General features: G+C 70.2%; 26 protein-coding genes and 3 pseudogenes. 18 read left to right on the top strand and 11 right to left on the bottom strand.

Going from position 1 to position 25,773, the window contains the following annotated elements; translation table 11 throughout:
• Positions 1–777 precede the first annotated feature (777 nt).
• From HEP81_RS39225 to HEP81_RS42835, 3 genes and pseudogenes are all read left to right on the top strand, one after another.
• Entirely contained in the window at positions 778–3,324 is a 2,547-nt protein-coding gene (locus HEP81_RS39225) for a DEAD/DEAH box helicase (protein WP_190276085.1), read from the top strand.
• 321 nt (positions 3,325–3,645) lie between these two features.
• Positions 3,646–3,876 (top strand): annotated as a pseudogene (locus tag HEP81_RS42840) (hypothetical protein); the annotation flags it as partial.
• Positions 3,877–3,913: 37 nt separating this feature from the next.
• Positions 3,914–4,288: an MmyB family transcriptional regulator gene (locus HEP81_RS42835; RefSeq protein WP_157854580.1), complete on the top strand. Its 375-nt coding sequence runs from the start codon at positions 3,914–3,916 to the stop codon at positions 4,286–4,288.
• 107 nt (positions 4,289–4,395) lie between these two features.
• Here HEP81_RS42835 and HEP81_RS39215 read toward each other — a convergent pair whose 3' ends face one another.
• Positions 4,396–5,337, bottom strand: coding sequence for a GlxA family transcriptional regulator (locus HEP81_RS39215; protein WP_037661796.1), 942 nt, complete (start codon positions 5,335–5,337; stop codon positions 4,396–4,398).
• Between the two features lie 197 nt (positions 5,338–5,534).
• Between HEP81_RS39215 and HEP81_RS39210 the strand changes: the two genes are divergently transcribed.
• The 4 genes from HEP81_RS39210 (at position 5,535) to HEP81_RS39195 (ending at position 7,423) form a co-directional block, all read left to right on the top strand.
• Positions 5,535–6,224 carry a DJ-1/PfpI family protein gene (locus HEP81_RS39210; protein ID WP_037661799.1) on the top strand — a complete coding sequence of 230 codons (690 nt, stop codon included), beginning with the start codon at positions 5,535–5,537 and terminating at the stop codon, positions 6,222–6,224.
• A 70-nt stretch (positions 6,225–6,294) separates the two neighbouring features.
• Complete coding sequence (locus tag HEP81_RS39205; RefSeq protein WP_037661800.1) at positions 6,295–6,615, top strand: hypothetical protein; 321 nt, start codon at positions 6,295–6,297, stop codon at positions 6,613–6,615.
• Positions 6,612–7,073, top strand: a complete 462-nt coding sequence (locus HEP81_RS39200) for a DUF2269 family protein (RefSeq protein ID WP_037661802.1) — start codon at positions 6,612–6,614, stop codon at positions 7,071–7,073. Before HEP81_RS39205 ends, HEP81_RS39200 begins: the two co-directional genes overlap by 4 nt.
• A 2-nt stretch (positions 7,074–7,075) precedes the next feature.
• Complete coding sequence (locus tag HEP81_RS39195) at positions 7,076–7,423, top strand: hypothetical protein (protein WP_051850552.1); 348 nt, start codon at positions 7,076–7,078, stop codon at positions 7,421–7,423.
• A gap of 172 nt (positions 7,424–7,595) precedes the next feature.
• On the opposite strand, the gene HEP81_RS39190 is transcribed toward HEP81_RS39195, so the two are convergent.
• Both HEP81_RS39190 and HEP81_RS42005 read right to left on the bottom strand, forming a co-directional pair.
• On the bottom strand, positions 7,596–7,784 hold the full coding sequence (locus tag HEP81_RS39190; protein WP_051850553.1) for a hypothetical protein: 189 nt from the start codon (positions 7,782–7,784) through the stop codon (positions 7,596–7,598).
• Between the two features lie 448 nt (positions 7,785–8,232).
• The gene (locus HEP81_RS42005; protein WP_220450503.1) at positions 8,233–8,505 is read right to left on the bottom strand and encodes a NucA/NucB deoxyribonuclease domain-containing protein; all 273 of its coding nucleotides are present in this window, start codon (positions 8,503–8,505) and stop codon (positions 8,233–8,235) included.
• A gap of 394 nt (positions 8,506–8,899) precedes the next feature.
• Here HEP81_RS42005 and HEP81_RS39180 point away from each other — a divergent pair, with 394 nt between their 5' ends.
• The gene (locus HEP81_RS39180) at positions 8,900–10,111 is read left to right on the top strand and encodes an aromatic acid exporter family protein (RefSeq protein ID WP_157854572.1); all 1,212 of its coding nucleotides are present in this window, start codon (positions 8,900–8,902) and stop codon (positions 10,109–10,111) included.
• A 185-nt stretch (positions 10,112–10,296) separates the two neighbouring features.
• Here the strand turns inward: HEP81_RS39180 and HEP81_RS42830 are convergent.
• Positions 10,297–10,590, bottom strand: a pseudogene (locus HEP81_RS42830) (transposase); the annotation flags it as partial.
• Positions 10,591–10,592: 2 nt separating this feature from the next.
• Between HEP81_RS42830 and HEP81_RS41995 the strand changes: the two are divergent.
• The 5 genes and pseudogenes from HEP81_RS41995 to HEP81_RS39155 all read left to right on the top strand — a co-directional run.
• A pseudogene (locus tag HEP81_RS41995) lies at positions 10,593–10,846 on the top strand (IS630 family transposase); the annotation flags it as partial.
• A gap of 1,239 nt (positions 10,847–12,085) precedes the next feature.
• A complete protein-coding gene (locus HEP81_RS39170; protein ID WP_037661804.1) occupies positions 12,086–13,339 on the top strand; it encodes a cytochrome P450 in 1,254 nt (417 codons plus the stop codon).
• On the top strand, positions 13,282–14,148 hold the full coding sequence (locus HEP81_RS39165; protein ID WP_338058767.1) for an enoyl-CoA hydratase/isomerase family protein: 867 nt from the start codon (positions 13,282–13,284) through the stop codon (positions 14,146–14,148). Before HEP81_RS39170 ends, HEP81_RS39165 begins: the two co-directional genes overlap by 58 nt.
• A 75-nt stretch (positions 14,149–14,223) precedes the next feature.
• Positions 14,224–14,706 (top strand): hypothetical protein, encoded by a 483-nt coding sequence (locus HEP81_RS39160; RefSeq protein ID WP_157854574.1) that lies wholly within the window; start codon positions 14,224–14,226, stop codon positions 14,704–14,706.
• 101 nt (positions 14,707–14,807) lie between these two features.
• Positions 14,808–15,614, top strand: coding sequence for an ABC transporter ATP-binding protein (locus HEP81_RS39155; RefSeq protein ID WP_037661805.1), 807 nt, complete (start codon positions 14,808–14,810; stop codon positions 15,612–15,614).
• Between the two features lie 58 nt (positions 15,615–15,672).
• On the opposite strand, the gene HEP81_RS39150 is transcribed toward HEP81_RS39155, so the two are convergent.
• From HEP81_RS39150 to HEP81_RS39135, 4 genes are all read right to left on the bottom strand, one after another.
• Positions 15,673–16,692 (bottom strand): polyprenyl synthetase family protein, encoded by a 1,020-nt coding sequence (locus HEP81_RS39150; protein WP_037661807.1) that lies wholly within the window; start codon positions 16,690–16,692, stop codon positions 15,673–15,675.
• Positions 16,689–17,729, bottom strand: coding sequence for a tetratricopeptide repeat protein (locus HEP81_RS39145; RefSeq protein ID WP_037661809.1), 1,041 nt, complete (start codon positions 17,727–17,729; stop codon positions 16,689–16,691). The genes HEP81_RS39150 and HEP81_RS39145 overlap by 4 nt, the downstream gene beginning before the upstream one ends.
• A gap of 391 nt (positions 17,730–18,120) precedes the next feature.
• A complete protein-coding gene (locus HEP81_RS39140) occupies positions 18,121–18,552 on the bottom strand; it encodes a response regulator (protein WP_037661811.1) in 432 nt (143 codons plus the stop codon).
• A 3-nt stretch (positions 18,553–18,555) separates the two neighbouring features.
• Positions 18,556–18,921, bottom strand: coding sequence for a hypothetical protein (locus tag HEP81_RS39135; RefSeq protein ID WP_051850557.1), 366 nt, complete (start codon positions 18,919–18,921; stop codon positions 18,556–18,558).
• A 108-nt stretch (positions 18,922–19,029) separates the two neighbouring features.
• Here HEP81_RS39135 and HEP81_RS39130 point away from each other — a divergent pair, with 108 nt between their 5' ends.
• Together HEP81_RS39130 and HEP81_RS39125 are read left to right on the top strand one after the other, a co-directional pair.
• Positions 19,030–20,619, top strand: coding sequence for a sensor histidine kinase (locus HEP81_RS39130; protein WP_037661872.1), 1,590 nt, complete (start codon positions 19,030–19,032; stop codon positions 20,617–20,619).
• Positions 20,616–21,803: a PP2C family protein-serine/threonine phosphatase gene (locus tag HEP81_RS39125; protein WP_037661812.1), complete on the top strand. Its 1,188-nt coding sequence runs from the start codon at positions 20,616–20,618 to the stop codon at positions 21,801–21,803. The genes HEP81_RS39130 and HEP81_RS39125 overlap by 4 nt, the downstream gene beginning before the upstream one ends.
• Positions 21,804–22,080: 277 nt before the next feature.
• Here the strand turns inward: HEP81_RS39125 and HEP81_RS39120 are convergent, their stop codons facing one another.
• Together HEP81_RS39120 and HEP81_RS39115 are read right to left on the bottom strand one after the other, a co-directional pair.
• Complete coding sequence (locus tag HEP81_RS39120) at positions 22,081–22,251, bottom strand: DUF5670 family protein (RefSeq protein ID WP_037661814.1); 171 nt, start codon at positions 22,249–22,251, stop codon at positions 22,081–22,083.
• Positions 22,252–22,534: 283 nt separating this feature from the next.
• The gene (locus tag HEP81_RS39115; RefSeq protein WP_243279233.1) at positions 22,535–22,918 is read right to left on the bottom strand and encodes a CGNR zinc finger domain-containing protein; all 384 of its coding nucleotides are present in this window, start codon (positions 22,916–22,918) and stop codon (positions 22,535–22,537) included.
• Here HEP81_RS39115 and HEP81_RS39110 point away from each other — a divergent pair.
• Positions 22,818–23,747: a LysR family transcriptional regulator gene (locus HEP81_RS39110; protein ID WP_037661816.1), complete on the top strand. Its 930-nt coding sequence runs from the start codon at positions 22,818–22,820 to the stop codon at positions 23,745–23,747. The genes HEP81_RS39115 and HEP81_RS39110 overlap by 101 nt on opposite strands.
• Before the next feature lie 113 nt (positions 23,748–23,860).
• On the top strand, positions 23,861–24,028 hold the full coding sequence (locus tag HEP81_RS41990; RefSeq protein WP_243279234.1) for a DUF1398 family protein: 168 nt from the start codon (positions 23,861–23,863) through the stop codon (positions 24,026–24,028).
• 259 nt (positions 24,029–24,287) lie between these two features.
• Here the strand turns inward: HEP81_RS41990 and HEP81_RS41985 are convergent, their stop codons facing one another.
• Positions 24,288–24,524 (bottom strand): UBP-type zinc finger domain-containing protein, encoded by a 237-nt coding sequence (locus tag HEP81_RS41985; protein ID WP_063755279.1) that lies wholly within the window; start codon positions 24,522–24,524, stop codon positions 24,288–24,290.
• A gap of 310 nt (positions 24,525–24,834) precedes the next feature.
• Here HEP81_RS41985 and HEP81_RS39095 point away from each other — a divergent pair, with 310 nt between their 5' ends.
• On the top strand, positions 24,835–25,440 hold the full coding sequence (locus tag HEP81_RS39095; RefSeq protein WP_037661819.1) for a dihydrofolate reductase family protein: 606 nt from the start codon (positions 24,835–24,837) through the stop codon (positions 25,438–25,440).
• The last annotated feature ends 333 nt before the right edge of the window (positions 25,441–25,773 follow it).

Here is a 25,773-nt window from a genome sequence, read left to right as displayed (position 1 = left end):
GAGAGCAACTAAGCGACCGTGGGCAACGGTCTAGGCCCATAGCGCACCACACGGCACGCTCCCCGTCTTCCCGCGCACGTGAGCGGGACGCGCGGCTCGCTTCCTGGCATTCCCACGCGGCAGCAGGGCAGGCACGCGTGCTCCGCGCGGCGCTCCCTCCTGGTCCACAACCTCCCGCATAGAGAGCGCACACGGGGCTATGCAGGTCCCCGCGCTTGCGGCCCGAGATCACGGAGCGCCATATCCTCCCGCGGTTTACCGGCACAACTGCCAGCGGGCCCACTACCGTGGCCTCCGCTGCGCTCCAGCCACCAAAAGCGCAGCAGCAGCACGGGGTGCGGCCCCAACTCCCGTACGGGCAAGGCGTGCCACGCTCCGCGCGGCACGCCCACGGGCCTGCGGCCCGAACAGGGGCAAGGGGAGGGAGGGGTGACGGGTCGTCGGGAGGGTGGCAGGCCGAACCATGGAGCGCGGGGGCGAGTTGACCGGCCGTCAGTCTGCTTTCGGGGGTGGCCATAAGGCCACAGTAACAGAATTCAGCCACGTTCGAGGGACTTTCTCGGTTCTGAGTGCTTCACTTTGAAGCACAAGATAGACTCTGGACTCAGATAGCAGCACCACTAAGGGCGCTGGACCGGTTTTCGATCGCGCTCCCCCGCTACTGATCCGAGGCGGTGACCCGGTTCCGGTGAGATCTACCGCAGCCGGTCGCACGCCTCCTACGTGCAGGTTTCCCGTTTCCTGCCCAGCTAAGAGCCCAGGAGAAGGCAGACGGATATGTCGACCACAAGCCGAACCGATCAGCGTGAGGCGGCACAGCAGGAAGCCGTTGACGCGGTGGTCCGCGCCCTCGAATTGCCTGCAAGATTGCTTGCACCCGAGAGGGGGCTCCGGACTCAGGTGATCATGGCCACCGGGTCCGGCAAGACTCGGGTCGCGGCCCGCGGCGCGGAGAAGCTCCGTGCGGGCCGCGTGCTGGTGCTCGTCCCCTCGCTGGACCTGCTCACCCAGACCGAGGCCGCGTGGCGCGAGGCCGGCCGCACCGGCCCGATGATCGGGGTCTCGTCCCTGCGGGGCGAGGACGTGGCCTTCCCCAACACCACGGACGTGGAGGAACTGGTCGACTGGGTGCGGCCGTTCGACAAGGTCACCGTGTTCGCCACGTATGCCTCCCTCGGGCTCGGCACGCTGGAGCGGGCGCACAAGGGCGGCCTTCCGGGCTGGGACCTGATCGTGGTCGATGAGGCGCACCGGACGTCGGGTCGGCTGGGCAAGCCCTGGGCGGTCGTCCACGACAACACCCGCATCCCGTCCCTGCGCCGCCTGTACATGACCGCCACGCCCCGCCTGTGGCAGCTGGACGAGGATGCCGAGGGCGCGCCGGGCGAGCTGGTGGCGAGCATGGAGGACGACCCGGACGGCCCGTTCGGTGCGCGCTGCTTCACGCTGACCCTCTCGGAGGCGATCGACCGGGGGATTTGTGCCCCCTACCAGGTGGTGTGTGTGGACATCACCGACACCCAGCTCCAGGCCGCGCAGCTCCTGGGCGTGGAGGGCCGCTCGGACGAGGTCCGCGGGGCCCGGCTCGCAGCCCTCCAGACCGCGCTGCTCAAGGCGTCCTCGGAGGAGAACTTCCGGCGCACGCTCGTCTTCCACCATGTCGTCAAGGAGGCCGAGGCGTTCGCGGCCGGCCTTCCCGACGTCGCCAAGCGGCTGCACGCCGCCGACCCCGAGCTGTACCCGCGCACGATCTGGGCCAACTGGCTGTGCGGCGAGCACAAGCCGGGTCACCGGCGCCGGGTACTGGGCGAGTTCACGTCCGGGATCGCCACGGACGGCACGGTCGTGGAGAAAGGCTTCCTCGGCTCGGTGAAGGTCCTCGGGGAGGGCGTGGACACCCGGGAATGTGACTCCGTCTACTGGGCCGACGTCCGCGGCTCCATGCCCGACCTCGTCCAAGCCGTCGGCCGCGCGCTACGCATGCACCCAGGCGAGGGCAAGGTCGCCTCCCTCGTGGTACCGGTCCTGCTCGACCCCGGCGAGACCGCCGACAACATGCTGACCTCCAGGGCGTTCGGCGGACTGGCGAAGCTGCTGGAGGCGCTCAGGGCGCACGACGCCCGAGTGGTGGAACAGCTCGCCGAGCAGCAAGCGCAGAGCCGTGTCAGGGGCGTTCAGAGTCGCAGCGGGGGCGAGGAGAGCCGGGGCGAGGGGAACGGGTCCGGCGGCCCGTCGGCGCCGGCGCGGAAGCTGCTGAAGTTCTCCGTGCCGCGTGATCCGGCGCAGCTGGCCGCGTTCATCAACCTGCGGGTCCTCAACCCCGAGCACGAGCACTGGCGGCGTGGCATCGAGGCCGCCGTCATCTACAACCGGCTGCACGGCGACCTGAAGGTGCCCTTCACCTACCGGGTGCCCAGCGGCGAGGACCAGGTGGTGGAGGCCGAGGGGTGGCCGGCCTCGCTCGTGGGCTTCCCGCTCGGGCAGTGGATCGCCGACAACCGGCGCTTCTACGCCCGCGGCGACATGAACGAGGACCGCGTCGAGCAGCTGGAGAAGCTGGGCATGGTGTGGTCGCACTTCGACGTCGCGTGGGAGGAAGGTCTCGCAGCGGCCCGCGGCTGGGCAGCCGAGGCGGGCCACCTCCTGGCCCCGCTCGACGCCACCTACCAGGGCTACCGGGTCGGGATCTGGCTGAAGAACGCGCGGGCCGCCGCCCGCAAGGCGCAGGAGAACGAGCAGCGGCGTGCCGAGGGCCTTCCCGTGAAGTCGTCGGCCGGGACGCTGTCGCAGACGCGGCGCGAGCAGCTGGAGGAGATCGATCCGTCGTGGTGCCCGAGCTGGCCGGTGACGTGGCAGCGGTGCTTCCACCTGGTCCGGATGCACCTGGATGCGGGCGAGGCGCTGCCCACCGAGGCGGGCGACGTCGTGCGCCAGGGCGCGGACCTCGGGCGGTGGGTGCAGTCAGTGCGGCTCGGCTGGGACCAGCTCACGACCGTGCAGCAGTGGATGTGCGAGCAGGTCCTCGGGATCACACCCGCCAGCGAGGACGAGAAGCCGAAGCCGCGCCGTACACAGGCCGACAAATGGGCCCTCAACTACCAGGCCGCCAAACAGTACTACCAGCGCGAAGGACACCTACGGGTACCGAGGAAGCACATCGAACGGATCACCACCGGCGGCAACGGGAGCGGCGGCAGCGGCGACGACCAAGAGGTTCGGGAGCTTCGGCTCGGTGCATGGATCGGAAACCAGCGCTCCCGGGCGGCGACGCTGACACCGGAGCGAATCGAGCAACTCTCCGTCATCGGCATGCGATGGACGTGAGGGCCATCGTCATCACCGCAGCCACCGCGCTCACGACCGGCTACCTGCTCGGGCGGCTTCGCCCGTGACAGCGGCTGGGCGACTGGGCAGCCGATCAAGTCCGCTTCACGCTCGCCCATGCCGAGGCGGAACGTCCCTCACGGGTTGATGTCCGACCAGAACAACGCGGCATGGGCAGACCCCCGCTCTCGCCCCGAGCATCGCCAGTGTGGGATCTCAGATCCCGTGGCCGAATCTCAGGGGAAATGGCCAGCCCGTGGCCGAACGGCCACGGTCGTGAGACTGCCTGGTCAGCCTGTTCACTCTCGGGAGTGAGGGTAGATGTGGCCGAGGCGTCCTATGGACAGTCTGTTGGCAGGAGGGTCGGTCGCCATCCGGCCCGCGCTGGGGGACGCGGCCAACCTTGACCTGCCGGTGCAGAGCCTGAACGTGCCCGCCCTGGTCTTCAACAAATACAGCGACGTGCTCGCCGCCGACCAGTTGGCCCGAGCTCTGGCACCGGACCTGAAACCCGGGACGAACCGCCTTCGAGTGCTCTTCTCCGAACAGGCAGCCCATGACTACAGGCAGCCCATGACTACGGAGACGACTGGGAAGAGTACACAGCCACCGCTGTGGCCTACCTGCGCGCGCAAATGGGAACCGAAACGACGACGCACGCCTGCATTCCCTTGTCAGCGAGCTCTCCGTCGAAAACGAGCGCTTCAGGCAACTATGGGCGCGCCACGAAGTACGCACCGCGCACGACGTCACTTTTCGCATACGGCACCCTCAAGTCGGCCCATTGGAACTGCTGGTCCAGAAATTCCACGTACCGGGCCCCTACAGCTGGAAGCCTTGCTGCTCCACACCGCACCGGGCAGCCCATCGGCACACGCTCTTGCTCTTTTGGCAACCCTCAACGACTCGGAATGCTGAACTCGATCAGGTGGCCGTTCGGCCACGGGCCGGCCTTCTCCCCTGAACTTTGACCGCGGGATCTTTGCCGGCCCGCGCGCTGGACAGGTGCTCCAGCCCACTTCGCCCGGCGCCCGGCACCTGTGCCGGGTGCCACCTCTGCGCGCCGATGGGTCAGCTGAAGGTGCGCCGGTAGGTTTGCGGGCTGACGCCGGTGGTGCGCTTGAAGCGGTCACGGAAGGTGGTGGACGAGCCGAAACCGACCTGCTGGCCAATGCGCTCGACGGAGTGATCGGTGATCTCCAGCAGGTGCTGGGCCTGGCGGATGCGAGCCCGGTGGAGCCACTGCAGCGGGGTGGTGCCGGTCTGATTGCGAAAGCGTCGGATCAAGGTGCGCGTGCTGGTTCCGCCCTGCGCGGCCATATCGGCCAGGGTGAGGTCGCGGGCGAGGTTTTCCCGGAGCCAGGCCAGCAGCGTCTCCAACTCGGTCCCCTGCTGCGGGGCCGGCGCGTGGTCGTGGACGATGAACTGAGCCTGTCCGCCCTCGCGTTCGAGTGGCATCACGGACAGACGGGCGGCATCGGCGGCCACGGCTGAGCCGTAGTCACGACGGATCATGTGCAGGCACAGGTCCATGCCGGCGGCGGCGCCTGCCGAGGTGAGGAACTGGCCGTTGTCGACATAGAGCACATCCGCGTCGACGGTGACGTTCGGGTACAGGGCGGCCAGCAGGTCCGCCGTACGCCAGTGGGTGGTGACGCGCAGCCCGTCGAGAAGACCGGTGGCCGCGAGGGGGAACGTGCCCACGCACAGTGAGGCGATCCGCGTCCCGGACGCGGCGGCCGACCGCAGGGCATCGCATACGGCGGGAGGGAGCGGGGCCGTGGGGTCGGCGATGCCCGGCACGACGATCGTGTCCGCATCCTTCAGACCCTCCAGCTTCCACGGCGCGCGCAGGGTGAAGACGCCGGCGTCGATCTCGTCGCGTTCTGCGCAGACCCGCAGTTGATAGCCGGGCCGCCCGTCGGGCAGGCGGGTCCGGGCAAAGACCTCAATCGGCGTGGACAGGTCGAACGGGATCACCTGGTCCAGCGCGAGAACGGCGACGGTGTGCATGGCGAGAACCTACCTGTCCACAACATGACAGAACCTGGGACAAAGCACTGATACGCCCAGGTGACAGCAGCTTTGATGCCCGCGAAAGCGTATGGCAATTTCCCGTTGGAATATGTCACTCCTGCCACTGGGCGATCGAGTCGGCAGACGGTTGACTTTCATCACGACTCAGCGAACCCGATCCCGGAGAACCGCCCATGCACGTCCAGATCGTCCTGTTCGACGGCTTCGATCCGCTTGATGTCATCGCCCCCTACGAGGTGCTGTACGCCGGTGGCACGGCCACGGAGGGCGCGGTGAGCGTGGAACTGGCATGCGCGCAGGGGCCCCGCGACGTGATCAGCGGCACCGGGGGGCTGGTACTGCGCGCCACCGCCGCCCTCGATCCGAAGCGGGCGGACATGATCCTGGTGCCCGGCGCCTCCGGCCGCGTCGGTGAGCCCGGTGAGGTCCCGCAGGAAGAGGCGGGGGCCGGCGAGTGGAAGCAGGACGAGTTCATCCCGGTACTGCTCGGCCGCACACTGACCACCGAGCTGCCCACGCTCCTGAAGCAGGCGATGGACGATCCGGACGTGACGGTCGCCGCCGTCTGCGGCGGCTCACTCGTCCTGGCCATGGCGGGCTTGCTGGAAGACCGGCACGCCACCATGCATCACATGGGCCTGGACCTGCTGGACGCCGCCGGAGCGGACGCGGTGAGCGCCCGTGTCGTCGACGACGGCGACCTGATCACCGGCGCCGGCGTCACCTCCGGACTCGACCTCGGCCTGTACCTACTGGAACGCGCGGCCGGGCCGCGCATCGCACACGCCGTCGAGGAACTCTTCGCCTACGAGCGACGCGGCACCGTCTGGCGCGCCGAAGGCCCCACTCCCGCCAGCCTCTGACCCCCGGCCCGCACCCACCGCCGCGGGCCCGTCTCTCACGCCTTGGCGCACCGCAAGAAGGAGCATCACCATGCCTGTTGAAGGCAACTGGAACCTGTCCGTCTCCACCCCCATCGGCAAGATCAAAGCCGTGGTGGAACTGTGCAGGCAGGACGACGGCACCCTGACCGGCGTCGCTCACGGAACCGGCGAGGAGGTACCACTCAGCGACATCGCCCTCGACGGCGACCGGCTCACCTGGAGGCAGACCGTCACCAAGCCCATGCGACTCAACCTGGCCTTCGACGTGGTCGTGGACGGCGACACGCTCACGGGCACCTCCAAGGCAGGACGCCTCCCGTCCTCGAAGGTCACCGGCGAGCGCCTGACGGCCGTGGAGCGCCCGGCGTGACCAAGATCCTGCTGTCCTTGCACGTCCTGGCCGCCATCCTGGCCGTCGGCCCCGTCACCGTCGCTGCGAGCATGTTCCCCGCGACACTGCGCCGCACCACCGGCGACCGGGACGGCGCCCGCACGACCCTGCAGACGCTGCACCGCATCTGCAGGGTCTACGCCGGCATCGGCATCGCGGTCCCCGTCTTCGGCTTCGCCACGGCCAGCAGCCTCGGTGTCCTCGGCGACGCCTGGCTGATCACCTCGATCGTGCTGACCGCGGCAGCCGCCGGGATCCTGATCCTGCTGATCCTGCCCGGTCAGGACCGCGCCCTGACCGGCACGGCGGCCCCGTCCGAAACGCCGGCGCCCGCAGCTGCGCACCGTCTCGCCATGGCAACCGGCGTCTTCAACCTGCTCTGGGCGACCGTCACCGTCTTGATGATCATCCGCCCCGGCTCGACCACAGGAGCGTGATCATGCGTCCGCGTTCACCGCGCCACCTGCGCATCGCAGCTCACGCCGAGCTGATCTCCCTGATCGTGATGCTGGCCAACGTGTTCACCGTCCACCTCAAGCCCGTCTCGTCCGTGATGGGACCCACACACGGCTGCGCGTACTTGTTCGTAGTCGTCGCGACATGGCGCCTCAAGCCAGGTCCGGCCGTCAACACCGCGGCCCTCATCCCCGGAGTCGGCGGACTGCTCGCGCTGCGGCTGCAACCACGGCGCCGCGACCCCTGCCCGAGCCGAAGAGACCGCACCGTCCTGACCCTGCGCCCCGGGTGGCCAGCGCCGCATCGGCACGACAACCTCGCCGGGCCGTGATCGGAACGCCCGCCAGTCAGGGCGGCGGCACGGCCCGGAGCGCGGCCGGATCCGGGGGTCTGGGCGCACCGCGCGGGCCCAGGCCGTCCGGACGCCGGCGACGAGGGCCTGGCACCCCGGAGTTTGCGTATCCCAGGTGCCTCAGTTTCTCACTGCGCGGGGGCAGCCTGGTCTATTGCCGCCAAGCGGCAACGCTCTGTTCGAAGTCGTCCTTGTAGGAGCGGCGCAGGGTGAGGTCGGCTTCGGTCAGCTCCGGGTGCACCGGGGGAGCTTCTGGGGCGGCCCACAGTTGGATCAGGTGGTGCTCGCCGCGGTCGCCGACGCCCGGCTCGTGGTCATCGACGTGGCAGTACAGGCGCATCCGGATCCACGTCGGTACACGGTCGGGGAAGCGTGAGCGGGCCGTTTTCGGGTTCGGCTTCCTCGAGGTCGCCGCTGCCGAGCACGTAGACGACGGCGGTGTCCTCGACTGGCGTGGAGGCTGACTTCTTCCGCGGCGCTCCGTGCCGGGTCGGTTTCGGGTGGAGGCGGTCCGTCGTGGGTCTGGAGGGTGATGGTGAGGGTGCCCGTGTCGGTGTCGGTGTCGGTGATGTGTGCCATGTCTTTTGCGATGGGCCCGCGCCGCCAGCCGTATGGCCACTCGGGCGGCCATTCGTAGTCCTCGCCGACCGTGCGGAGGTAGCCGTACTCGCCGGTCTCCGGCGTCAGAGTGGTCTCCGTGGTGATCAAGGTGGTGTCCTCAACGCAGAGGGCGCCCCGGTGCGCGCGGGGGTGCCCTGTGGGGCCGTTGCGTTCAGCCTGTCAGGGCGTCAGGCGATGACGTAGAACGGGTCCTTGTCCATGACGTGCGTCGGCCGGCGCCAGTTCGTGATGCGGGCGCCCTGGGTGTTGTTCTCGTTCGGGCTCACCCATGTCGACTCGCGCTGCGAGGCGGGCAGTTTGGTGCCGCCTTGGTAGGTCGAGGCGAACGGGTACTCGTCGCAGTAGGTGCGGCCCGCCTTCCGCATGCCCGGCGGGGCCGTGCGGCTCCTGGGGCAGACCGCCTGGCGGTTCTTGGTCTTCTGCTTGCTGTGATCATCCATGTCAGGGGCTTGCCGCCCTGGGGGTCGCCGTAGTGGCCGCCGTGGGCGCGGAGCTTGCGGATTCCGTCGTCGATCCACGGAATGCACACCATCGACACCGCGGTGGGTGCATCGGTCATGGCGCAGCCGGTGGTGCCGTAGTAGTTGTCGCACCGCCAAGTGGCCGACTTGCAGCCCGCCGAGCCGGGAACGTAGCCGGTGAACGTGGCCGTGCCGACCTTGATGACGCGGCTGACCCTGACGCGGACGGTAGCCCACTCGCACCCGCAGACCCTGGGGCGTGTCGCCCTCGTCGGGTACGGACGTGGCCATCGCCGCTGGAAGCGGGGTTACGGCCGTGGCTGTCATGGGCACCTGGGAGATCCGCAACCGATTCGGGCAGGTGTTCATGGGAATGGCAGGCGGGCTCCTGGCTGCCTGGGTACGGCGTTCGGTCGGGTACGCGCGGGCCGCTCTGCGCTCGCCGGGGCCGGAGCGTGATGATGCGGTCCTTCTCGGGAAGTCCGTGGCGGCGGCGACCGCGGCGTGGTCGGTGGCGCGCTGGCTCCTGCCGAGCACCGTCTGGTCGTTCGCCCCTTTGACCGCGCTGCTGGTACTGCAGGCCACGGTGTACCGCTCCCTGCGCCACGGAGCGCAGTATGTGACCGCGCTGGGGGTCGGCGCGGGCCTGGCCGCCGGGCTGGCCTCGTGGGCCGGCATCCAGGTGTGGACCTTCGCGCTGCTGATGCTCGCCGCTCTTCTTCTGTCACGGCCGAGACCGCTGGGCGCGTACGGTTTCCAGGTGGTCGCGGTAGCGATCTTCGCGTTCAACGCGGGACAGGGAAGGATCGCTTACGTCGGGCATCTGATGGCCGCGGTGGCGATCGGCGCGGCCTGTGGTGCCCTCGCCCACGCGATCGCGGCGCCGGCCCGCCGCCCCCTGCACCGCCGAGAGCGCGTCGCGCGCCTGTACGAGCGCCTCGCAGACGTCCTGCGTGACATCAGCGAGGGCCTGCTGGAGGGGGACGACCGCGTGGCTCTGCGGGCATCCGGGCAGTGGAGGAGCAACGCCGCACGTCTGTCCGGCGAAGCGGAGCACGCCGAGGGCGCGGTCGCCGCTGAACAGGAGAACGCGTGGTTCAACCCGCGCCGGGATCCGACCGACTCCCGCCATCTGCTCCCCCGCACCCGTTGCGCCGTACGCATCGCTCATCTCTGCGTGAGCCACGTACGGTCTCTCACCCGTACCCTCGACCACGCCCGCGCTGACGGCCAGGAAGGCTGTCTGACGCGCTCCTTCCGGACCGGCTACGCGGAGTCGCTGAACTTCCTGGCGGACGCACTGGAGCACGTAGGAAGGGTCGAGCGCACGGACACCGATGCCCTCGACACCGTCCTGCGGCGGGCCCGGGACCCGCTGAACGGGCTCGACGCTCTTCCCGCCTGCGCCGACGGCAGCTGCCACGACTGCCTGATCCTGCGCGGCGCACTCGTCAACGACGCCGCCCGCATCGCCGTGGAGCTGGACCACGCCGCAACCGGCATGGACCGTGCCGAAGAAGCGGCCCGCGCACCCCGTCATCCGCGGCGGGGCAACCGGTCGGCGTCCTCATCGCATGCCGCATAGCCGCCCGCGGACGGCCGGCCCCGATCGAACCCAGAGCAGCAGGCCGGCAAGCCGCATCCCGACCGAGAGATGCCACCGCCCAGAGTGTCCATGACACGTTCTGGGACTTCGTCTCACTGCACACCGAGGCCTCCGCCTCGTCAACGCCGAGGGTGCCACGACACTGGTGAAGTTCCACCGGAAGCCCGAGCTCGGCGTGCACTTCCTGCTTTAAGAGGCCCAGATCGCATCCGGCGTGGACCCGGGGGCACCCGCACCGCGTCCAGCACCGTGTCGAAGACCGTTGAGTCGTTGACGTTGCCTGGGGTGACGATGATGGCCAGAGGAAGGCCGCGGCCGTCGGCTGCGAGGTGGACCTTGGTGGTCAGCCCGCCGCGGGACCGGCCGAGTGCCTGGCCAAGCGTCGGATGTGGCGGATCTTCCAGTTCGTCCTGTGCCAGTGCCCCCCTTTTGCGAGCTGCGGCGGCGTGTTGGTGGGCACAACCGGATCGAACAGGTCGTGGAGCAGTTCCCGGACCGGGTGTTCGCGTTCGACGAGTTCGGGCCGCTCGGTATCCGGCCCGCCGCCGGGTCGTGCTGGGCCGAGCAGGGACAGCCTGAGCGGCACCCCGACCTGTCACCGCACGCACGGGGTGCGCTGCTTACGGCTGCTGTTCGGTCGGCGACGACAAGTTGTGGGGCGTCAAACGCAGGGAGAAGGGCGCCGCGAACACCCTGGCCGCGCTGAGGCCGATCCACGGGCCCGTCGCGCACGTGCCCGCGTCCGCCGCGAGAAGGGCATCCGCTGGGGCGGGCGCCCCCTGGAAACCGCGGCCTGAAGAATCCGGCGATCTGTGTCCTGGACGGGCGAAGCTGCCGCAGGGGGCAATGAGTTGATCTTGAAGCTCTGAAGGGCCCGGCCCGTCACCCGTTCCACTGGGCTGGATCCTCCCCCCTCGCCGAACGTGGCGCGCCGTCCGGCGGCAGCGGGACCCCCATGCGAAAGGGGTGAAATGTGAAGCCCCACCCCCTGCGGACCAGGAGGCTTCGCATTGCCAAGGAGTGTGCGGGGCGGCCAGGTACTCGTGCGGGTCGTGGTCCGCGGCGGTCCGGGCGGGTGTCTCCGCCCGGTCGTGTCCGTGGCGTCACTTGGTGGGCCTTGTCGGTGTCCAGTCCGTATCGGCCCGCCCAGGTCCCCCAGGTGCGGCGTTGGTTGGTCACCGTGTCGGTCAGTGTGCGGTCGATGTCGAACAGGACGTACTTCAGGGAGTCCGGCTGTCCGGGTTCATTGGTCAAGGGGCGATCGCGCCAGGTGGCGGGCGGGCCGTCGCGGTGTGTCTGTCCGCCGTCGGCACCGGCAAAATTTCGTAAGGATGCGGCCACACGTCACACGGTTCAGGGACCAACTCCTGGTTTATCCGTCGCCGGAGAGAAGAAGTCATATACCGACGCCGTCAACAGGAGGATCGGTGCAGTGGATTCCATGCTCTGCGCAAGTATTTCGCCCCCATCAGCCAGTACTGATGCACCATCGGGGAAATCTTCCACGTATACGTGGCTTGTCCGATCTGTGAGGCTCACTTCTTCCCCGGCGACTTAGCTACCCAGAGTGATCATTACGATACGTCGAGTTGTCATGTGGCTCCGGACAGGAAATCAGTGCGCAGCACGTCATCCCTAACACCGCGGCGGAAAGGGCCGAACGGCGGCCGCTCTGGCGACCGGATTCGTTTACATCCGTGACGCGAACCTCTTCGGCTCGGTCGCCCCCCTCCGTGATTCCATGCCCGATTCGGTCTCTCTTTCGGCTGAGACGGCAGACTGCGCGAAAGTCCCCCTCAAGGACACTCCCCTGCCGTCTGTATCGGATTCGGCTTCGCGGCCTTATTCTGACGCTCGCCGACGGGTGCCGGTCGGGGTATTTTCACAGGGCGCTGACGAAATATCACAGAATTGACAGGTCATGAATCCATTCTCACGAGAGAGTTTTACATAGTGGAGTCGACGCTTTCCCTCGCGAACGTCAGCCGGCAGACGATTGTCCCGCTCTTCTCTCGCCTGCGTACCGGTCGGGGGCAGGCAAACCCTCTGGCCGCCTATCAGGAGCTCAGGAAACTGGGTGAAGTGTTTCCGGCGCCCTGGGGCGGGTATTTGGTGACTTCTCACCGGCTCTGCCATCAGGTCTTGCGTGACAGATCGTGGCGGGTTCCTGATCTGCATTGGCGTCTCAGTCAGGATGACTCCGCGCGCTGGAGTTCTCCTGCTTCGCGGCAGATGGCGGCCTCCTTGCCGATGCTGAATCCTCCTGATCATACGATGACGCGGAAGTCGCTCGGGAATATATTCGACCGTCACTCGCTGGCCAGATTGCGGCCGTTCATCGAGGAGACAGCGGATCGACTGACGGACCGGTTCTTCGAGGAAGCCCGTGAGGGATCGGCGGATTTCTGTTCACTCGTCGCCGATGAACTGCCGGTCATTACCATAGGGCAATGGATGGGGCTCCCCGAAGCGGATCATGAACTGCTGCGCACGCTGACTCATGACCAGGTCCACACGCAGGAACTGTTCCCTTCCCGAAGCCAGTTGGCGCTTTCCGATTCGGCCACGGCGCAGCTGCGTCAGTACTTCACCGACGTGATCCGAGAACGCCGAAGCAGTCCGGGGGAAGACCCGATCTCTTCTTGGCTCCGGGCGTGGGACGGTATTGAGTCCGATCGCGCCCGGGCTGATGCCGCGGTTCATTCTCTTGCGTTGTTCATGATTCTCGCGGCTCTGGAGACGACCTCGCACGTGTTGTCCGCGAGTGTGCGCCTGCTGGTCGACCGCCCTCATGAGTGGGAGTGGCTGCGCCGGCATCCGGAGGACGTGGGCGGCGCGGTCGAGGAGACGCTCCGATACGATGCTCCGATACACATGATCAGCCGGGTGGCGTCGATGGACTGTGAGGTCGGTGGCGTACTCGTACGCGAAGGGGAAATGGTTCAGCTCATGACGGGCGCGGCTCATCATGACCCGAAGCAGTATGCCGATCCGCATGTTTTCGATATTCGCCGGGCGCAGGCTCATCTCAGCTTCGGCGGGGGTATCCATTACTGCCTGGGGAACGCTCTCGCCCGGCTGGAGGCGACGGCGCTTCTCAACTCGCTGCTGAAACGGGATGCGCGGCTGTCCATCAGTGCGCCTCCGCGGTGGGAGCCGCGCATCGCTTTTCGCCGGATGACGTCCATGCAGTTGGCTCTCGGCTGAGGAATGATCATTTTCGATGTGCAGAGTCTGAAGAAAGAAGTAGACACATCAACAGCTACAAGACGCTTCTCGTCACGCTCGAATCCTCTGTCCTCACCGTTCAGTTGAATATCCCTGAGTCCGATAACGCCATATCGGGGAAGGTCCTCGATGATCTCCTTGACGTCCTGTTCCGTGCGGAGGCCGATCCTGGTATTCGTGTGCTGATACTGGCCGGCGCCGGGGACGACTTCAGCGTGGGAGGGGACCGCACCGAGTTCTCGACGCTTCTCGCACAGGATCCGTCGGGCGAGGCGCTCAGCGCGCTCCTGACCAAGGCGGAGCGCTTGTGCGATGCCCTCAGGGGAACCGAGTTGGTGACCATCGCGCGGCTGCACGGCCGGGTGATCGGTGCCGGTCTGGGACTGGCGGTGCTCTGCGATCTGCGGGTGGGGGCGGACAACTGCCGTTTCCGTATGCCGGAATTGGGGCTCGGTGTCCCGCCCGCGTGGGGCGGCATTCTCCCCCGTCTTCTGCGCGAAGGGGGGCAGCCGGAAGTCCGCGAGCTGCTGCTGACCTGTGCTGCCTTCGACGCCTCGAAGGCGAAGGAGCTGTCCCTTCTGAACAAGGTCGTGCCGCTGGAGCAGCTCGACTCGGCCGTCAGAGAGTGGAGCAAACCGCTGACCCGCCGTTCGCCGCTGGCGCTGCGTATGACCAAGAAGGCGTTGAACGCCTACGGCAACACCGCCCAGCTGGCCGTCGGTTCCTCCTTCGACACGGCGCTTCTGACGTCGGTGCTGTCCGCCCGGGAGTTGACGCGCCGGCCTTGAGAACGGCTCCGGTCACCCGCCGTAGGCCCCGTCCTCAGGGGCCGGTCCTGCGGCGGCTGCCGGTGCACCTGCCTCATGCGTCTTTCCGGCGGCAGTGCGTTGTGGTGGCGCATCGCGGCGGACCGGCTGGTGAAGCAGTACATCGGTCGGATCCGGGAGTGGTTCGCCGAGCTGAACCCGGCACTGGCCGACGAGCGCGGGGTGCCGGTCGCCGTGGAGCGGGGGTGGCCGCGGGTGATCGGGCCGGTCCGCCCGACCCTGGAGTCGCGGTACCCTCTCGCGCCGATCGAGTCGTTCATGGGGTGGGCCCGCCCGGACGGCACCTCGCTCGACCCGTGGATCCGCACCCACCAGCGTCCCGGTGCGCGCATCGTCGCCGCCGCGCCGGCCTCGCAGACGAGGACCGGCACGGTCTGCGAGTGGGAGCGGTGGACGGGCCTGGTCTTCCCGGCGTCGGGCGAGTACGTCGTCCCGCGGGGGCTCGGCCTGCGGCGTGTCGACAAGGACAGCGGTCAGGGCGCCTATGTGGAGCCCGGTGTGTGGATGCGGCACATGTGAGAACCCCTGGGATCCTGTGCTGTGACCGGCGGGGTCGGCCGGGGTGTCCGTTCTCTGGGCGCGTCCGGTGCGGTTGCCGCCCGCGGCACTACTGTGCCGGGGTGACCGAGAACCAGGATTCCCGCGCCGTCGTCGCTCTGAGGGGTGTCGCCGTCCACCGGCGTAGCAGCGGGCAGGAGATCGTCCTCGACGGGATCGACTGGATTGTCCGGTCCGGCGAGCACTGGGCGCTGCTGGGGGCGAACGGGGCCGGCAAGACGACCTTGTTGCGGCTCGTCGGGGCGGCCATGTATCCCACGCTCGGCAGCGTCGAGGTTCTCGGTGACCGGCTCGGCCGCATCGACATGCGTGAGCTGCGGGCGCGTGTCGGTCTGGTGTCCGCCGCGCAGAAGGTCCCGCCCGACGCCACCGCCCACACGGTCGTCCTGACGGGGGCGACGGGGACGGTGCAGCCGTTGTGGCGGGAGTACGGGACCGCGGTGCGCGAGCGTGCCCGCGTCCTGCTGGCCGAGCTGGGGTGCAAGGAGTTCGCCGACCGCCGGTTCGGTGACTGCTCGGGCGGCCAGCGGGCCCGGATCCTGATCTGCCGTGCGCTGATGGCGGATCCGGCGCTGCTGCTGCTCGACGAGCCGTTCAACGCCCTCGATCTCCCCTCCCGTGAGGATCTCGTGGACGCGCTGCAGCGCCTGGCGGCCGACCAGCCCGCCCTCGCCACCGTCACGGTCACGCACTATGTGGAGGAGCTCCCGCCCAGCACCACGCATGCCTTCCTGCTCAAGGAGGGCCGAAAGCTGGCGTCCGGGGCGGTGGACGGTGTGCTCACCGCGGACAACATGACGCTCTGCTTCGGGCGTCCCGTTCATGTGGCCCGCCACGACGGCCGGTGGTACGCGCGCTCGGGCCGCTGATGCCGTAAGCCGGCGGCCGGCCCGCCGGCTTACGGGCCGGCGCGGTGTGCCGGTGGGTCTACAGGTCGCGGCCGACGAGGTAGTCCAGCACCGTGAGCAGGTCTTCCACGGCGCCGGTGGCCAGGGGTGTGCGGGTCAGGAGGGCGCGGGCGGCGGCCGTGTGGGTGCGGGCCTCGGCCAGTGCCGCCGTGCGGCCGCCGGCCGCTTCGATCAGGGCGGCGGCCTCCTGGGTCCGCGCCGGTGAGTTGAGCAGGTCGGGCAGGGCGCGGGCGTCCGGGGAGACGAGGGCGGCCAGGACCGGGTAGGTCTTCTTGCCCTCCCGCAGGTCGCCGCCCGTGGGTTTGCCGGTGACGGCGGGGTCGCCCCAGATCCCGAGGACGTCGTCGACCAGCTGGAAGGCGATGCCGAGATGCCGTCCGGCCCGGTCGAGCGCGTCGGTGGTGTCCTCGCCGGCCCCGCCGAGCGCGGCGCCCAGGGCGCAGGCGCAGCCGAGGAGGGCGCCGGTCTTGGCCTCGGCCATCGCCTGGTACTCCTCGGTGGTCACCTTGCCGGGGCCGGTATGGGGGCGGCCGGTGAACAGCAGGTCGTCGGCCTGTCCGCGGACCAGGTCGGTCAGGGCTGTGGACAGGAGCCGTACGGCGCGGGCGCCTTGGGGGGCGGCGGCGAGGGTCTCCACCGCCAGGGCGAACAGGGCGTCGCCGGCCAGTACCGCGGGGCCGGTGCCGTATGCCTTCCACACGGCGGGGCGGCGGCGCCGGGTGGCGTCGCCGTCCATGATGTCGTCGTGCAGGAGCGAGAAGGTGTGGACCAGTTCCACGGCGACCGCGGCGGGTATTGCGGTGCGTGCGTCGGCGCCTGCCGCGCGTGCGCCGAGTACGGCCAGTGCCTGTCGAACGCCTTTGCCGCCGGCGGTGGTGGTGGGTGTGCCGCCCACCTCGCACCAGCCGAAGGAGTACGCGGCCATCTCGGCGGTCCACGGGTGCAGCCGGCCGATCGCCTCGCGCAGGGCGGGGCGTACCAGCGCGGTGCAGCGGGCGAGGACTTCGGGGGCTGCGGGCGGGGCGTGCAGGGCGGTCATCGTACGGCCTCCGCCTCGCGTGCGAACTCCTCCTGGGCGCGGGTCACCAGCCGTTGTACGTGTTTGAGGCCGCTGCCTTCCAGTGAGCGTGCCAGTGCGGTGAGTTCGGCGGTGGTCTCGGCGTGGGTGCGGTCGAGTCGTGCCCGTGACTTGGCGAGGCCGAGGCGGGCGAGTGCCTCGCCGCGGGGCTCGCTCATGGCGCGGAACTCGGTGAGTGCCAGCTCGTACATCTGCCGTGCTTCTTCGTGGCGGCCGGCCCGGTGGAGGACGTTGCCCTGCATCTTGTGGTTGTAGGCAAGGGCGCTGGAGAGGTTCATCGCGCGGCAGCCGGTCTCCGCGCGGGAGAGGAGTTCGAGTGCTTTCTCGGTGTTCTTGTCGCGTACCGAGAGGATGTCCGCGAGGCCGCGCAGGGCCCAGGCGTGGCCGCGGGTGTCCTCGGCGCGTTGGGCTATCTCCGCAGCTTCTTCGAAGAGGGTGTAGGCGCGGTCGTAGTCGCCGGTGTTGCGGTGCATCTGGGCGATGCCTTCCAGGGCCCAGACCGTGTGGCGGGCCTCGCCGCGCCTGCGGGCCTCGGCCAGCAGTTGTTCGTGGAGGCGGCCGACGGCGTCGTAGTCGCCCTGGATGCGGCCGGTTTCGGCGAGTCCGGCCAGGGAGTAGCCGCGGCAGACGATGTCGCCTGCCTGTTCGCCGAGTTCGGCGGCGAGGCCGAGCAGTCGCCAGGCCAGGGGGAAGGCTCCGCGCTGGCGGGCGAGGGTGCCGCCGCTCCACAGGGCCCATGCCATCGCGGCGGTGTCGCCGGCCTGGCGGGCGGTGCGGTAGCTGGCCTTCCAGGCCTGGTCGGCTTCCCGTACCTTGCCGAGGCGCCGGTAGGCCTCGGCCACGGCGAGTCCGCAGCGGGCGGCCTCGGCCGGGTGCCCGGACCGTTCGGCCTCGCGGAGCTTGTCGATGCCTTCTGTCAGCACGTCCGTCAGGGAGGAGTTCACGGACAGGGTGGTCAGGGCGCCCTGGTACTCGGGGGCGAAAGCCTTGCCGTACATGCATACCTTTCCATACACGACGTGTATACACAGAGTGTATAGGGGGTCGGGGGTACGCCCCGTCCGGGAGGACCGGGGCGTGGCGGTCTGTTGTGGATCAAGACGCGGGTACGGCGGCGGGGGTTGTCCGTGTGGTGCGGATCATGATGTGGAGGTTGTGTGCCGAGTAGCCCAACGCCGCTGCCCGGGGCCGTTGTTCAGCGCTGCGGGCCCGGTGGCGTGGTCTGCCGCAAGGCTGGGGTGCTGGGGGCCGCCGGGCGGGGGCGCGGAAGTTCCGCCCGGGTGTGCCGACGGGCCCCGGCCGTGGGGCCGGGGCCCGTCGGGGCCGGGCTGCGCGGATCGTCGTGCGTGCCCGCCGCGCAGAGGCGGGGTCCGCCCGGCAGGCCGGGGGTCACTCCTTGGGGGGCTTGACGGCGACGTCCAGGTAGAAGGTGTCGATGCTGCGGACCGCCGCCTCGAACTCCTCCAGGTTGACCGGCTTGGTGACGTAGGCGTTCGCGTGGTGGCTGTAGGCGCCGGAGACGTCGTCGGGGGCGGCGGAGGTGGTCAGCACGACGACCGGGATGGTGCGCAGCGCGGGGTCCTCCTTGACCACGGCGAGGAACTCGCGGCCGTTCATGCGCGGCATGTTGAGGTCGAGGACGATCAGGTCGGGGCGCGCGTTGTCCGGGTCGCGCAGGTAGTCCAGGGCGGCGACGCCGTCGCAGACCTGGGTCAGGTTGCGGGCCCCGCGCTCGGAGAGGGCGTCCTGGATGAGCATCGCGTCGGCGACGTCGTCCTCGACCAGCAGCACGTCATAGGGGCGGATAGCGGCGGCGGCCATGGTTCACAAGCTCCGGGGGGTGGGTTGGGGGGTCCGATGACAGGTGCTGCTGGTGATCAGTCCGGGCCAGCGGCGCCGGGCCCCCTGACGGCTCATGTTCAGGGCCTGGCCGATCTCGGGGTAACCCGCGCCGCTCGCGGCCGCGACATGGGCGGCCTGGTCCTCCAGGCGCCTGAGGGCCTGCTTGACGCCGGCGAGGACCTGAAGGCGCTGCAGCGCGCGCCGGCGGGTCTCGCCGGCCGTGTCGGCGCCTTCGTCCAGCGGCAGGACGGTGTCCGGCATGAGACGCCGGGCGAGTTCGTCCACCACCTGCGTGACCAGTGCGGCCGTCTCCGCGGACGAACGTGAGGCGGAAGATGGACCAGGCATGGGGTCACCCTACGTCGCCGATCTCACCTCGGACAACATGCGTTGTCGGACCCTGGGTACAGTGTCTGCGCCGTGCGCCGGGACACGGTCCGGATCACCGAGGGACACATGCGAACCGCACAGAACAGTGAGCCGCCCCACGACGAGGGCGTCTTCTCCCGCTGGACGACCCGGCGCTGGCTGCGCGCCGGGGTCTTTGTCACGCTGGCCGTCCTGGCCGTCCTGGGATCGCTGGGCGGCTGGGCGATGTGGCGTACGTCGCAGATCACCTCGGAGCTGGTGGACCGGCGCTCGCCGGCCCTCATCGAGGCGATGCGGGTGGAGCAGGCCCTGGTCAACCAGGAGACCGGGATCCGCGGCTACGGGCTGTCGGGCCGCCCGGACTTCCTCCAGCCCTACACGCAGGGCGTGGCCGACGAGAAACGCGCCCTGGGGCAGCTGCGTCCGCTGGTCGGGGACGACGCCCGGGCGAGCGCCGACCTGGCCGAGACCGAGAAGCTGGCCGGTGCCTGGCAGCAGCGCATAGCGCGACCCGTCTCGGCGGCCTCCCCCCGAAACGCCGTGAAGCTCGCCACCGAGCGGACGGCGCAGGGCAAGACCGCGTTCGACGCGCTGCGCAAGGCCCTGACGCGCCAGCAGGCGCACCTCCAGGACGAGCGGGCGTCGGCCACCGGTGACCTGCGCCGGGCCGTCACCCTGCGCAACTGGGTGTTCGTCGTCATCGCCGTCGTCATCGCCCTGGTGGCGGTGCTGGTCTTCGAGGGGCTGCGCCGGGGCATCACCGGGCCGCTGAGCCGGCTCGGCACGGACGCCCGTGAGGTGGCGCAGGGCCGCTTCGAGCGCTCCATCACCGGCACCGGCCCCGCCGACCTGCGCCGGCTGGCCGCGGACGTCGAGTCGATGCGCGGGCGTCTGCTGGAGGAGCTCACGTTCAGCGAGGCGTCCCGCGTCCTGCTGGACGAGCAGGCGGCGGATCTCAAGCGGTCCAACACGGAGCTGGAGCAGTTCGCCTACGTCGCCTCCCACGATCTGCAGGAACCGCTGCGCAAGGTGTCCAGCTTCACCCAGCTGCTGCAGCGCCGTTACGGCGGCCAGCTGGACGAGAAGGCCGACCAGTACATCGCCTTCGCGGTCGACGGCGCCAACCGCATGCAGAACCTGATCAACGACCTGCTGGCCTTCTCCAGGGTCGGCCGCCAGTACAACGACCACCAGCGGGTCGACCTCGAGGCGCTGCTGGACAGGGCCCTGGACAACCTGAGCGTGACCGTGGAGGAGACCGGCGCCGAGATCACCCACGACGCCCTTCCCACCGTCGTGGGGGACCCGACCCAGCTCGGCATGCTCTGGCAGAACCTGCTGTCCAACGCGGTCAAGTTCCGCAGCCCCGACCGCTCTGCGCGCATCCACGTCAGCGCCTCCCGCGAGGACGACACCTGGCACTTCGCGGTCAGCGACAACGGCATCGGCATCGCTCCCGAGTTCCGGGAGAAGGTCTTCGTGCTCTTCCAGCGGCTGCACACCAAGGACGCCTACCCCGGCACCGGCATCGGCCTGGCGATGTGCAAGAAGGTCGTGGAGTTCCACGGGGGCAGGATCCGCATCGACGCCGGCCACGAGCCGGGCACCCGCGTCGCCTTCACCCTCCCCGCCGCCGACAGCGCCCCGGCCGCCCCGCAGAGAAAGACGCAGCCGTGACCGAACACGTCGCGGGCCGCACGCAGCCGTTCCGTCTCCTCCTGGTCGAGGACGACGACGGAGACGCCCTCCTCGTCGAAGAGCTCCTCTACGACACCGGCCTGCCCTACGACCTCACGCGCTGCCGCACGGCCGCGGAAGCACGCCAGGCACTCAGGACGGACCCCGTCGACTGCGTCCTGCTCGACCTGCACCTGCCGGATGCCTCCGGCGTGGACACGGTCCAGGCGATCCAGCCGGACGCCGACGCCGCGGTCATCGTCCTCACCGGCCTGGACGAACCCCGCGCGGGAGTGGACGCGCTCGCCGCCGGCGCCCAGGACTACCTCGTCAAGGGCCAGGTCCAGCCCGACCTCATGCAGCGCGCCGTCCGCTACGCCGTCCAGCGAAAGCAGGCCGAACGCGCCAACGCCGCCCTGCAGATCGGGCGCCTGCGGGCCGAGGAGAACGCCCGCCTGGAACGCGGACTGCTCCCCGAACCCCTGCTGTCCTCCACCGTCGTCACCGCCTCCAGCCGCTACTACCCCGGCCGGGCGCAGGCCCTTCTGGGCGGTGACTTCCTCGACGTCGTGCAGACCGACGACGGGCAGGTGCACGCCGTGATCGGAGACGTCAGCGGCCACGGCCCCGACGCCGCCGCGCTCGGTGTCTGCCTGCGCATCGCCTGGCGCGCGCTCACCCTCGGCGGGCACCGCGACCAGGAACTGCTCGGCCTGCTGGAACAGGTCCACATCGCCGAACGCGCCGACGGCGACCTGTTCACCACCTGCACCCTCATCACCCTGGACCCGGACAGCCGCGTCCTGACCCTGCACCTGGCCGGCCACCACGAGCCCCTCCTCGTCACCGCCAAGGGCACCCAGGAGGTCGACGCGGCCCACGGGGTCGCCCTCGGCATCGCGCCCGGACTGGGCAGATGGCCCGCCACCACCCTCGCGCTGCCGGCCCGGGGCGCGCTCATCGCCTACACCGACGGCCTGGTCGAAGGCTTCGCGGACAGCACCGGCGCCCGGCTCGGCGTGGAGGGCCTGCTGCGGATCATCGACACGATCCCCTCACCGGACCCCGGCACCCACCTCGACGAGCTCATCGCCCGGACCCGCACGCTCAACGCGGACCGGCACACCGACGACCTCGCCGTCCTTCGCCTGGACTGGACCGACACCTCGGCGCCCGCCCTCTGAGAGCGCGGGCCGGGCCCGGACCGGCTCGGGTTCGGTGAGGAGGAGAAACCGCCCGCCGTCCCCGGGAAAGGGCAACGGCCCCGCGGGCAGGAGGAGCAGGGTTCCACTGCTGAGCCCGCGGGGCCGTTGCACGATTCACGTACCCTGCGGTGCGTCCGATAAGCCCGATCCCTCCTGCCCCTTCGGCCGGGCCCGTGCACGGCAGCGGGCCCGGCCGCTTCGGCCGGGCCCGCTCATTGCTCGCGCGGGGCGCGTTCCTCGCGCCGGATGCCTTCGTCTACCAGCGGTACCAGCGGCCCTTGCGGCCGCCGCTGTCCGCGGAACGGACGACGAAGCCCAGCAGCCACACGATGAGCACGATCACCGCGATCCACCACAGTGCCTTCAGCGCGAAGCCCGCGCCGAAGAGGATCAGAGCCAGAAGAAGAACGAGAAGCAGGGGAACCATAGTTATCAACCTCCTGGCCATCGAATGCCCTTACTTCGCCCCTACAAGCACACAAAATATGAGTTATTTCTGTGAAGCGAGGGGCATATGCAGACCCCGCGCCTGGACGGTTCCCCCTCTCCCCCGCCTCACGCACCACGGACACCCAGCACGTATCACCCGGGGCGATGCCGTGGCCCTGGATCCACCGAGGCCGTGACAAGGCCGGCCCCAGGGCCGCCGGCGCCGGGCATGCGTGCGTCCATGAGGGTGACGCCGGGGCGGAGTCGGGGCCCCGTGCCGGTCATCGGCCGCGGTCGCGGTGGGCGGCGACGCGGACCCGGGTTCCGCAGCGGGTCGAGCAGTAGCGCTGCGGGGCGCGGCGCCCGGTGTCGATGAAGCAGCGGTCGCAGCCGGGTGCCGCGCAGCGGCCCCACGCGCAGTAGCCGCGTTCGCCGAGCCAGAGGGCCAGGGCGAGCGCGGCGGTGGACAGCAGCCACCGGGCCGGGTCCCGGTGGTGGGGGCCATGGTGTGCAGGCTGGGCGGCGATACTTTGCGTGTATGGACGGCGAAAGGGACGGGGCGGTATGGAAGCGCGGCATCTGCGGTACGCGCTCGCCCTCGCCGAGCACGCGCACTTCGGCCGGGCCGCCCGCTCGCTGGGTATCGCGCAGCCCCCGCTGTCCAAACAGATCGCCGACCTGGAGCGCGAGACCGGGGCCCGGCTGTTCGACCGTACGCGCCAGGGCGTGTTCCCGACCGCCGCGGGCGAGGCGTTCCTCGTGCGGGCGCGGCGGGCGCTGGAGGAGATGGCCGGGGCCACGGCCGACGCGGGGCGGGCGGCGCGCGGGGAGACGGGCCGGCTGCGGCTGGGATTCGTCGCCTCCGCGCTGCTCGATCCGCTCCCGGACGTCCTGGGCCGGTTCGGCCGCGAACGGCCCGGCGTACGGCTGGAGTTGCACGAGATGGCATCCGGGCGCGGCGCCGCCGCTCTCATCGCCGGGGAACTGGACGTCGCCGTCACCCTCGGTGCGCCCCGGGGCGCCGGGGCCGAGCATCTGGTGTCCGTCCCGGTCGGACGCGATCACCTGACCGCCGTGGTCGGCAGCGCGCACCCCTACGCGGGCCAGGCGTCGGTGAGCGTGGACCAGCTGCGACGGCAGCCGCTGATCGTGGCCGCCGGGGAGGACGAGCCCGCCGTCGCCGCCTGCCTGCGCGTCCTGCTGGGCGAGGACACCGCGGCGCTGGACGGTGCCACCATGGCCAGGGACGTGCACACGATCATGGGCCTGGCCGCCTGCGGGGCCGGTGTGGGCCTCGGGCCCTCCCGTATGCGGGAGGCGCCGAGAGCGGGGATCCGGTTCTGCGAGGTGACGCCGAGGACGGCGCTGCCCGACCTGGTCCTGTCCTTCGCCGGCCGTGACCGCTCCCCGGCGCTGGGCGCCTTCCTCGACACCGTTCGCCGAACCTGCCCCCACGTCGGCGCCGCACTCGACGCGCGATCGGGCCGGGCGTGAGCAGCGCACCCGGTGGGTCCGTCCGGTCTCCTGCACGGCCGCGGTCAGGGCGGGCTCCCGCCCGCACCCCGCCCCCGCGGGCCGAACCGGCGCGAGGGCGGGGGCGGGCGCCGGTGCGCGCGGACCAGGCCGGCGAGGCGACGTTCCCCGCGTTCGTCCGCGCCTGCTGGGACGCCGGGGTCGCCCGGTACGACGTCGACACCGCCGCCCGCACCTGCACCTACTACGGCAGCGACGGCGACTCCTGCACCGAGGTCTGCCCGTTCGTCACGCTTCCCTGAGAGACCGGAGCCGCTCTTGTGAGAACCCCGCCGCCGGCCGGTGCCGCGGCCCCCTCCGGATCCGGGCGGCACTCCCGCGCATCCGTTTCGGGGGCGCGAGCGGAAAAACCACCGAGGGACCGGGTCTGCCGCCCGGTCGAGCGCCCGTCGGTCGAGGGACCTGGGAGGCGGTGCGCTCCCGGGCCCCGCACGGCGGTGCGGGGCCCGGTCCGGGGCCGGCGCCGGTCGCGGCCGTACGCGTACCACTTCGGGCGGGGCGTCACGCCGGCCCGCGGCCGCCGCCCGGTTCCAGGAACAACTCGTCGGCATAGCACCAGGCCCACTGGTGGCCGGGCTCCATCGAGCGCACGAGAGGGTGCCCGGTCGACTCGTGGTGGGCGGTGGCGTGAGCGCCGGGAGAACTGTCGCTGCACCCCACGTGGCCGCAGGTCAGACACAGTCGCAAGCGGCGCTCGTGACGTCCGCGGGCGACGCAGTCGAGGCACGCTCCGCTCAGGGGCGTCGGCTCCGGACCCGCGGCCGCCGCGTGCGGACACGCACGGCCCTGCGGGCGGCCACCGTCCGGTCGTACTCTCCACACCGTCACCCCAGCGCCTCGCTCCCTGCCATCGCCGGTCCGTACCGTCCATCGCCCGTTCTTTCGGGCGTGGGCGTGCGTGCGGATGCGACGAGAAGCCCCGTCATCGCGTACGACGCGCTCACCGCGGCGCGGGGAGCGGGCGGCCGTCGGCGAGATGTCCGCCTGGCGGGAGTCCGATGAGTCAGCGGCGGTTGTGCGGTCTACCCGTCGACGAAGGGAGCGCACCATGCGCAAGATCATCATCTGTACGTTCCTCACGCTCGACGGCGTCATGCAGGCGCCGGGCGGTCCGGACGAGGACACGCAGAGCGGTTTCGAGCACGGCGGCTGGCAGAAGCCCTCGTCCGACGACGAGGTCGGGGCGGCCATCGCCGGTTGGTACGAGTCCTGCGACGCGATGCTGCTCGGCCGCAAGACGTACGAGATCTTCGCGTCGTACTGGCCGACCGCCGACCCTGACAACCCGTTCACCGGTCGGATGAACCGCATGCACAAGTACGTGGCGTCCCGCACCCTGACAGCTGCCGAATGGCAGAACTCCACGCTGCTGAAGGGCGATGTCGTCGATGCCGTACGCGAGTTGAAGGCGTCCGACGGCCGCGACATCAACGTCGTGGGCAGTGGCGACCTCGCCCAGAGCCTCATGCGGCACGGGCTCGTCGACGAGTACCGGCTGACCATCCATCCGGTGATCATCGGCACCGGCAAGCGGCTGTTCGCCGACGGCGCGATCCCCACCGCGCTGGAGCCGGTCAGCGTCTCGACGACGAAGGGGGGCACCGTCGTCGGCGTCTACCGGCCGAACGGTGAGCCCCGCCACGACAGTTACTGAGGCGTGTGGGGGAAACGGGCTCGGGCAGGGAGCCGGTCGTTTCGTAGGGGTCGGGGCCGGCGGGCGCCGTTGTGGGCAGGGGCGGCCGGCCACGTCGCGGGCGAGGGCGAGGGTCCGGCCGTCGGCGTCGGGTCCGCGCGTGGCTCCGGGAGGCGGTGGGAGAGCCTGGTGACCGTGCCGGAGCGCCGCGGTGCGCAGCAAGGGGCCGGCGGCCTGGACGAGGCGGGGGTGGATCGGCCGAACCGGCCCGGGCCCACCTCGACGCCATCGAGGTGGGGGAAGGCTTCGGGCCGGCCGAGGTGTCCCTGGCCGAAGGCGCCGGCAGGCCGCGCG

Source organism: Streptomyces griseofuscus (genome assembly GCF_014673495.1).
Lineage (GTDB): Bacteria > Actinomycetota > Actinomycetes > Streptomycetales > Streptomycetaceae > Streptomyces > Streptomyces murinus.
Note: the sequence above shows the minus strand (reverse complement) of the source record. Positions and strands in the feature narration are given on the sequence as shown.

Excerpts from the sequence above, each read along its gene's own strand:
- HEP81_RS39225 (WP_190276085.1), top strand. The coding sequence starts at position 778 with ATGTCGACCACAAGCCGAACCGATCAGCGTGAGGCGGCACAGCAGGAA.
- HEP81_RS39215 (WP_037661796.1), bottom strand. The coding sequence starts at position 5,337 with ATGCACACCGTCGCCGTTCTCGCGCTGGACCAGGTGATCCCGTTCGAC.
- HEP81_RS39210 (WP_037661799.1), top strand. The coding sequence starts at position 5,535 with ATGCACGTCCAGATCGTCCTGTTCGACGGCTTCGATCCGCTTGATGTC.
- HEP81_RS39205 (WP_037661800.1), top strand. The coding sequence starts at position 6,295 with ATGCCTGTTGAAGGCAACTGGAACCTGTCCGTCTCCACCCCCATCGGC.
- HEP81_RS39195 (WP_051850552.1), top strand. The coding sequence starts at position 7,076 with ATGCGTCCGCGTTCACCGCGCCACCTGCGCATCGCAGCTCACGCCGAG.
- HEP81_RS39190 (WP_051850553.1), bottom strand. The coding sequence starts at position 7,784 with ATGCGCCTGTACTGCCACGTCGATGACCACGAGCCGGGCGTCGGCGAC.
- HEP81_RS42005 (WP_220450503.1), bottom strand. The coding sequence starts at position 8,505 with ATGGATGATCACAGCAAGCAGAAGACCAAGAACCGCCAGGCGGTCTGC.
- HEP81_RS39180 (WP_157854572.1), top strand. The coding sequence starts at position 8,900 with ATGGCAGGCGGGCTCCTGGCTGCCTGGGTACGGCGTTCGGTCGGGTAC.
- HEP81_RS39160 (WP_157854574.1), top strand. The coding sequence starts at position 14,224 with ATGCGTCTTTCCGGCGGCAGTGCGTTGTGGTGGCGCATCGCGGCGGAC.
- HEP81_RS39150 (WP_037661807.1), bottom strand. The coding sequence starts at position 16,692 with ATGACCGCCCTGCACGCCCCGCCCGCAGCCCCCGAAGTCCTCGCCCGC.
- HEP81_RS39145 (WP_037661809.1), bottom strand. The coding sequence starts at position 17,729 with ATGTACGGCAAGGCTTTCGCCCCCGAGTACCAGGGCGCCCTGACCACC.
- HEP81_RS39140 (WP_037661811.1), bottom strand. The coding sequence starts at position 18,552 with ATGGCCGCCGCCGCTATCCGCCCCTATGACGTGCTGCTGGTCGAGGAC.
- HEP81_RS39135 (WP_051850557.1), bottom strand. The coding sequence starts at position 18,921 with ATGCCTGGTCCATCTTCCGCCTCACGTTCGTCCGCGGAGACGGCCGCA.
- HEP81_RS39130 (WP_037661872.1), top strand. The coding sequence starts at position 19,030 with ATGCGAACCGCACAGAACAGTGAGCCGCCCCACGACGAGGGCGTCTTC.
- HEP81_RS39120 (WP_037661814.1), bottom strand. The coding sequence starts at position 22,251 with ATGGTTCCCCTGCTTCTCGTTCTTCTTCTGGCTCTGATCCTCTTCGGC.
- HEP81_RS39110 (WP_037661816.1), top strand. The coding sequence starts at position 22,818 with ATGGAAGCGCGGCATCTGCGGTACGCGCTCGCCCTCGCCGAGCACGCG.
- HEP81_RS39095 (WP_037661819.1), top strand. The coding sequence starts at position 24,835 with ATGCGCAAGATCATCATCTGTACGTTCCTCACGCTCGACGGCGTCATG.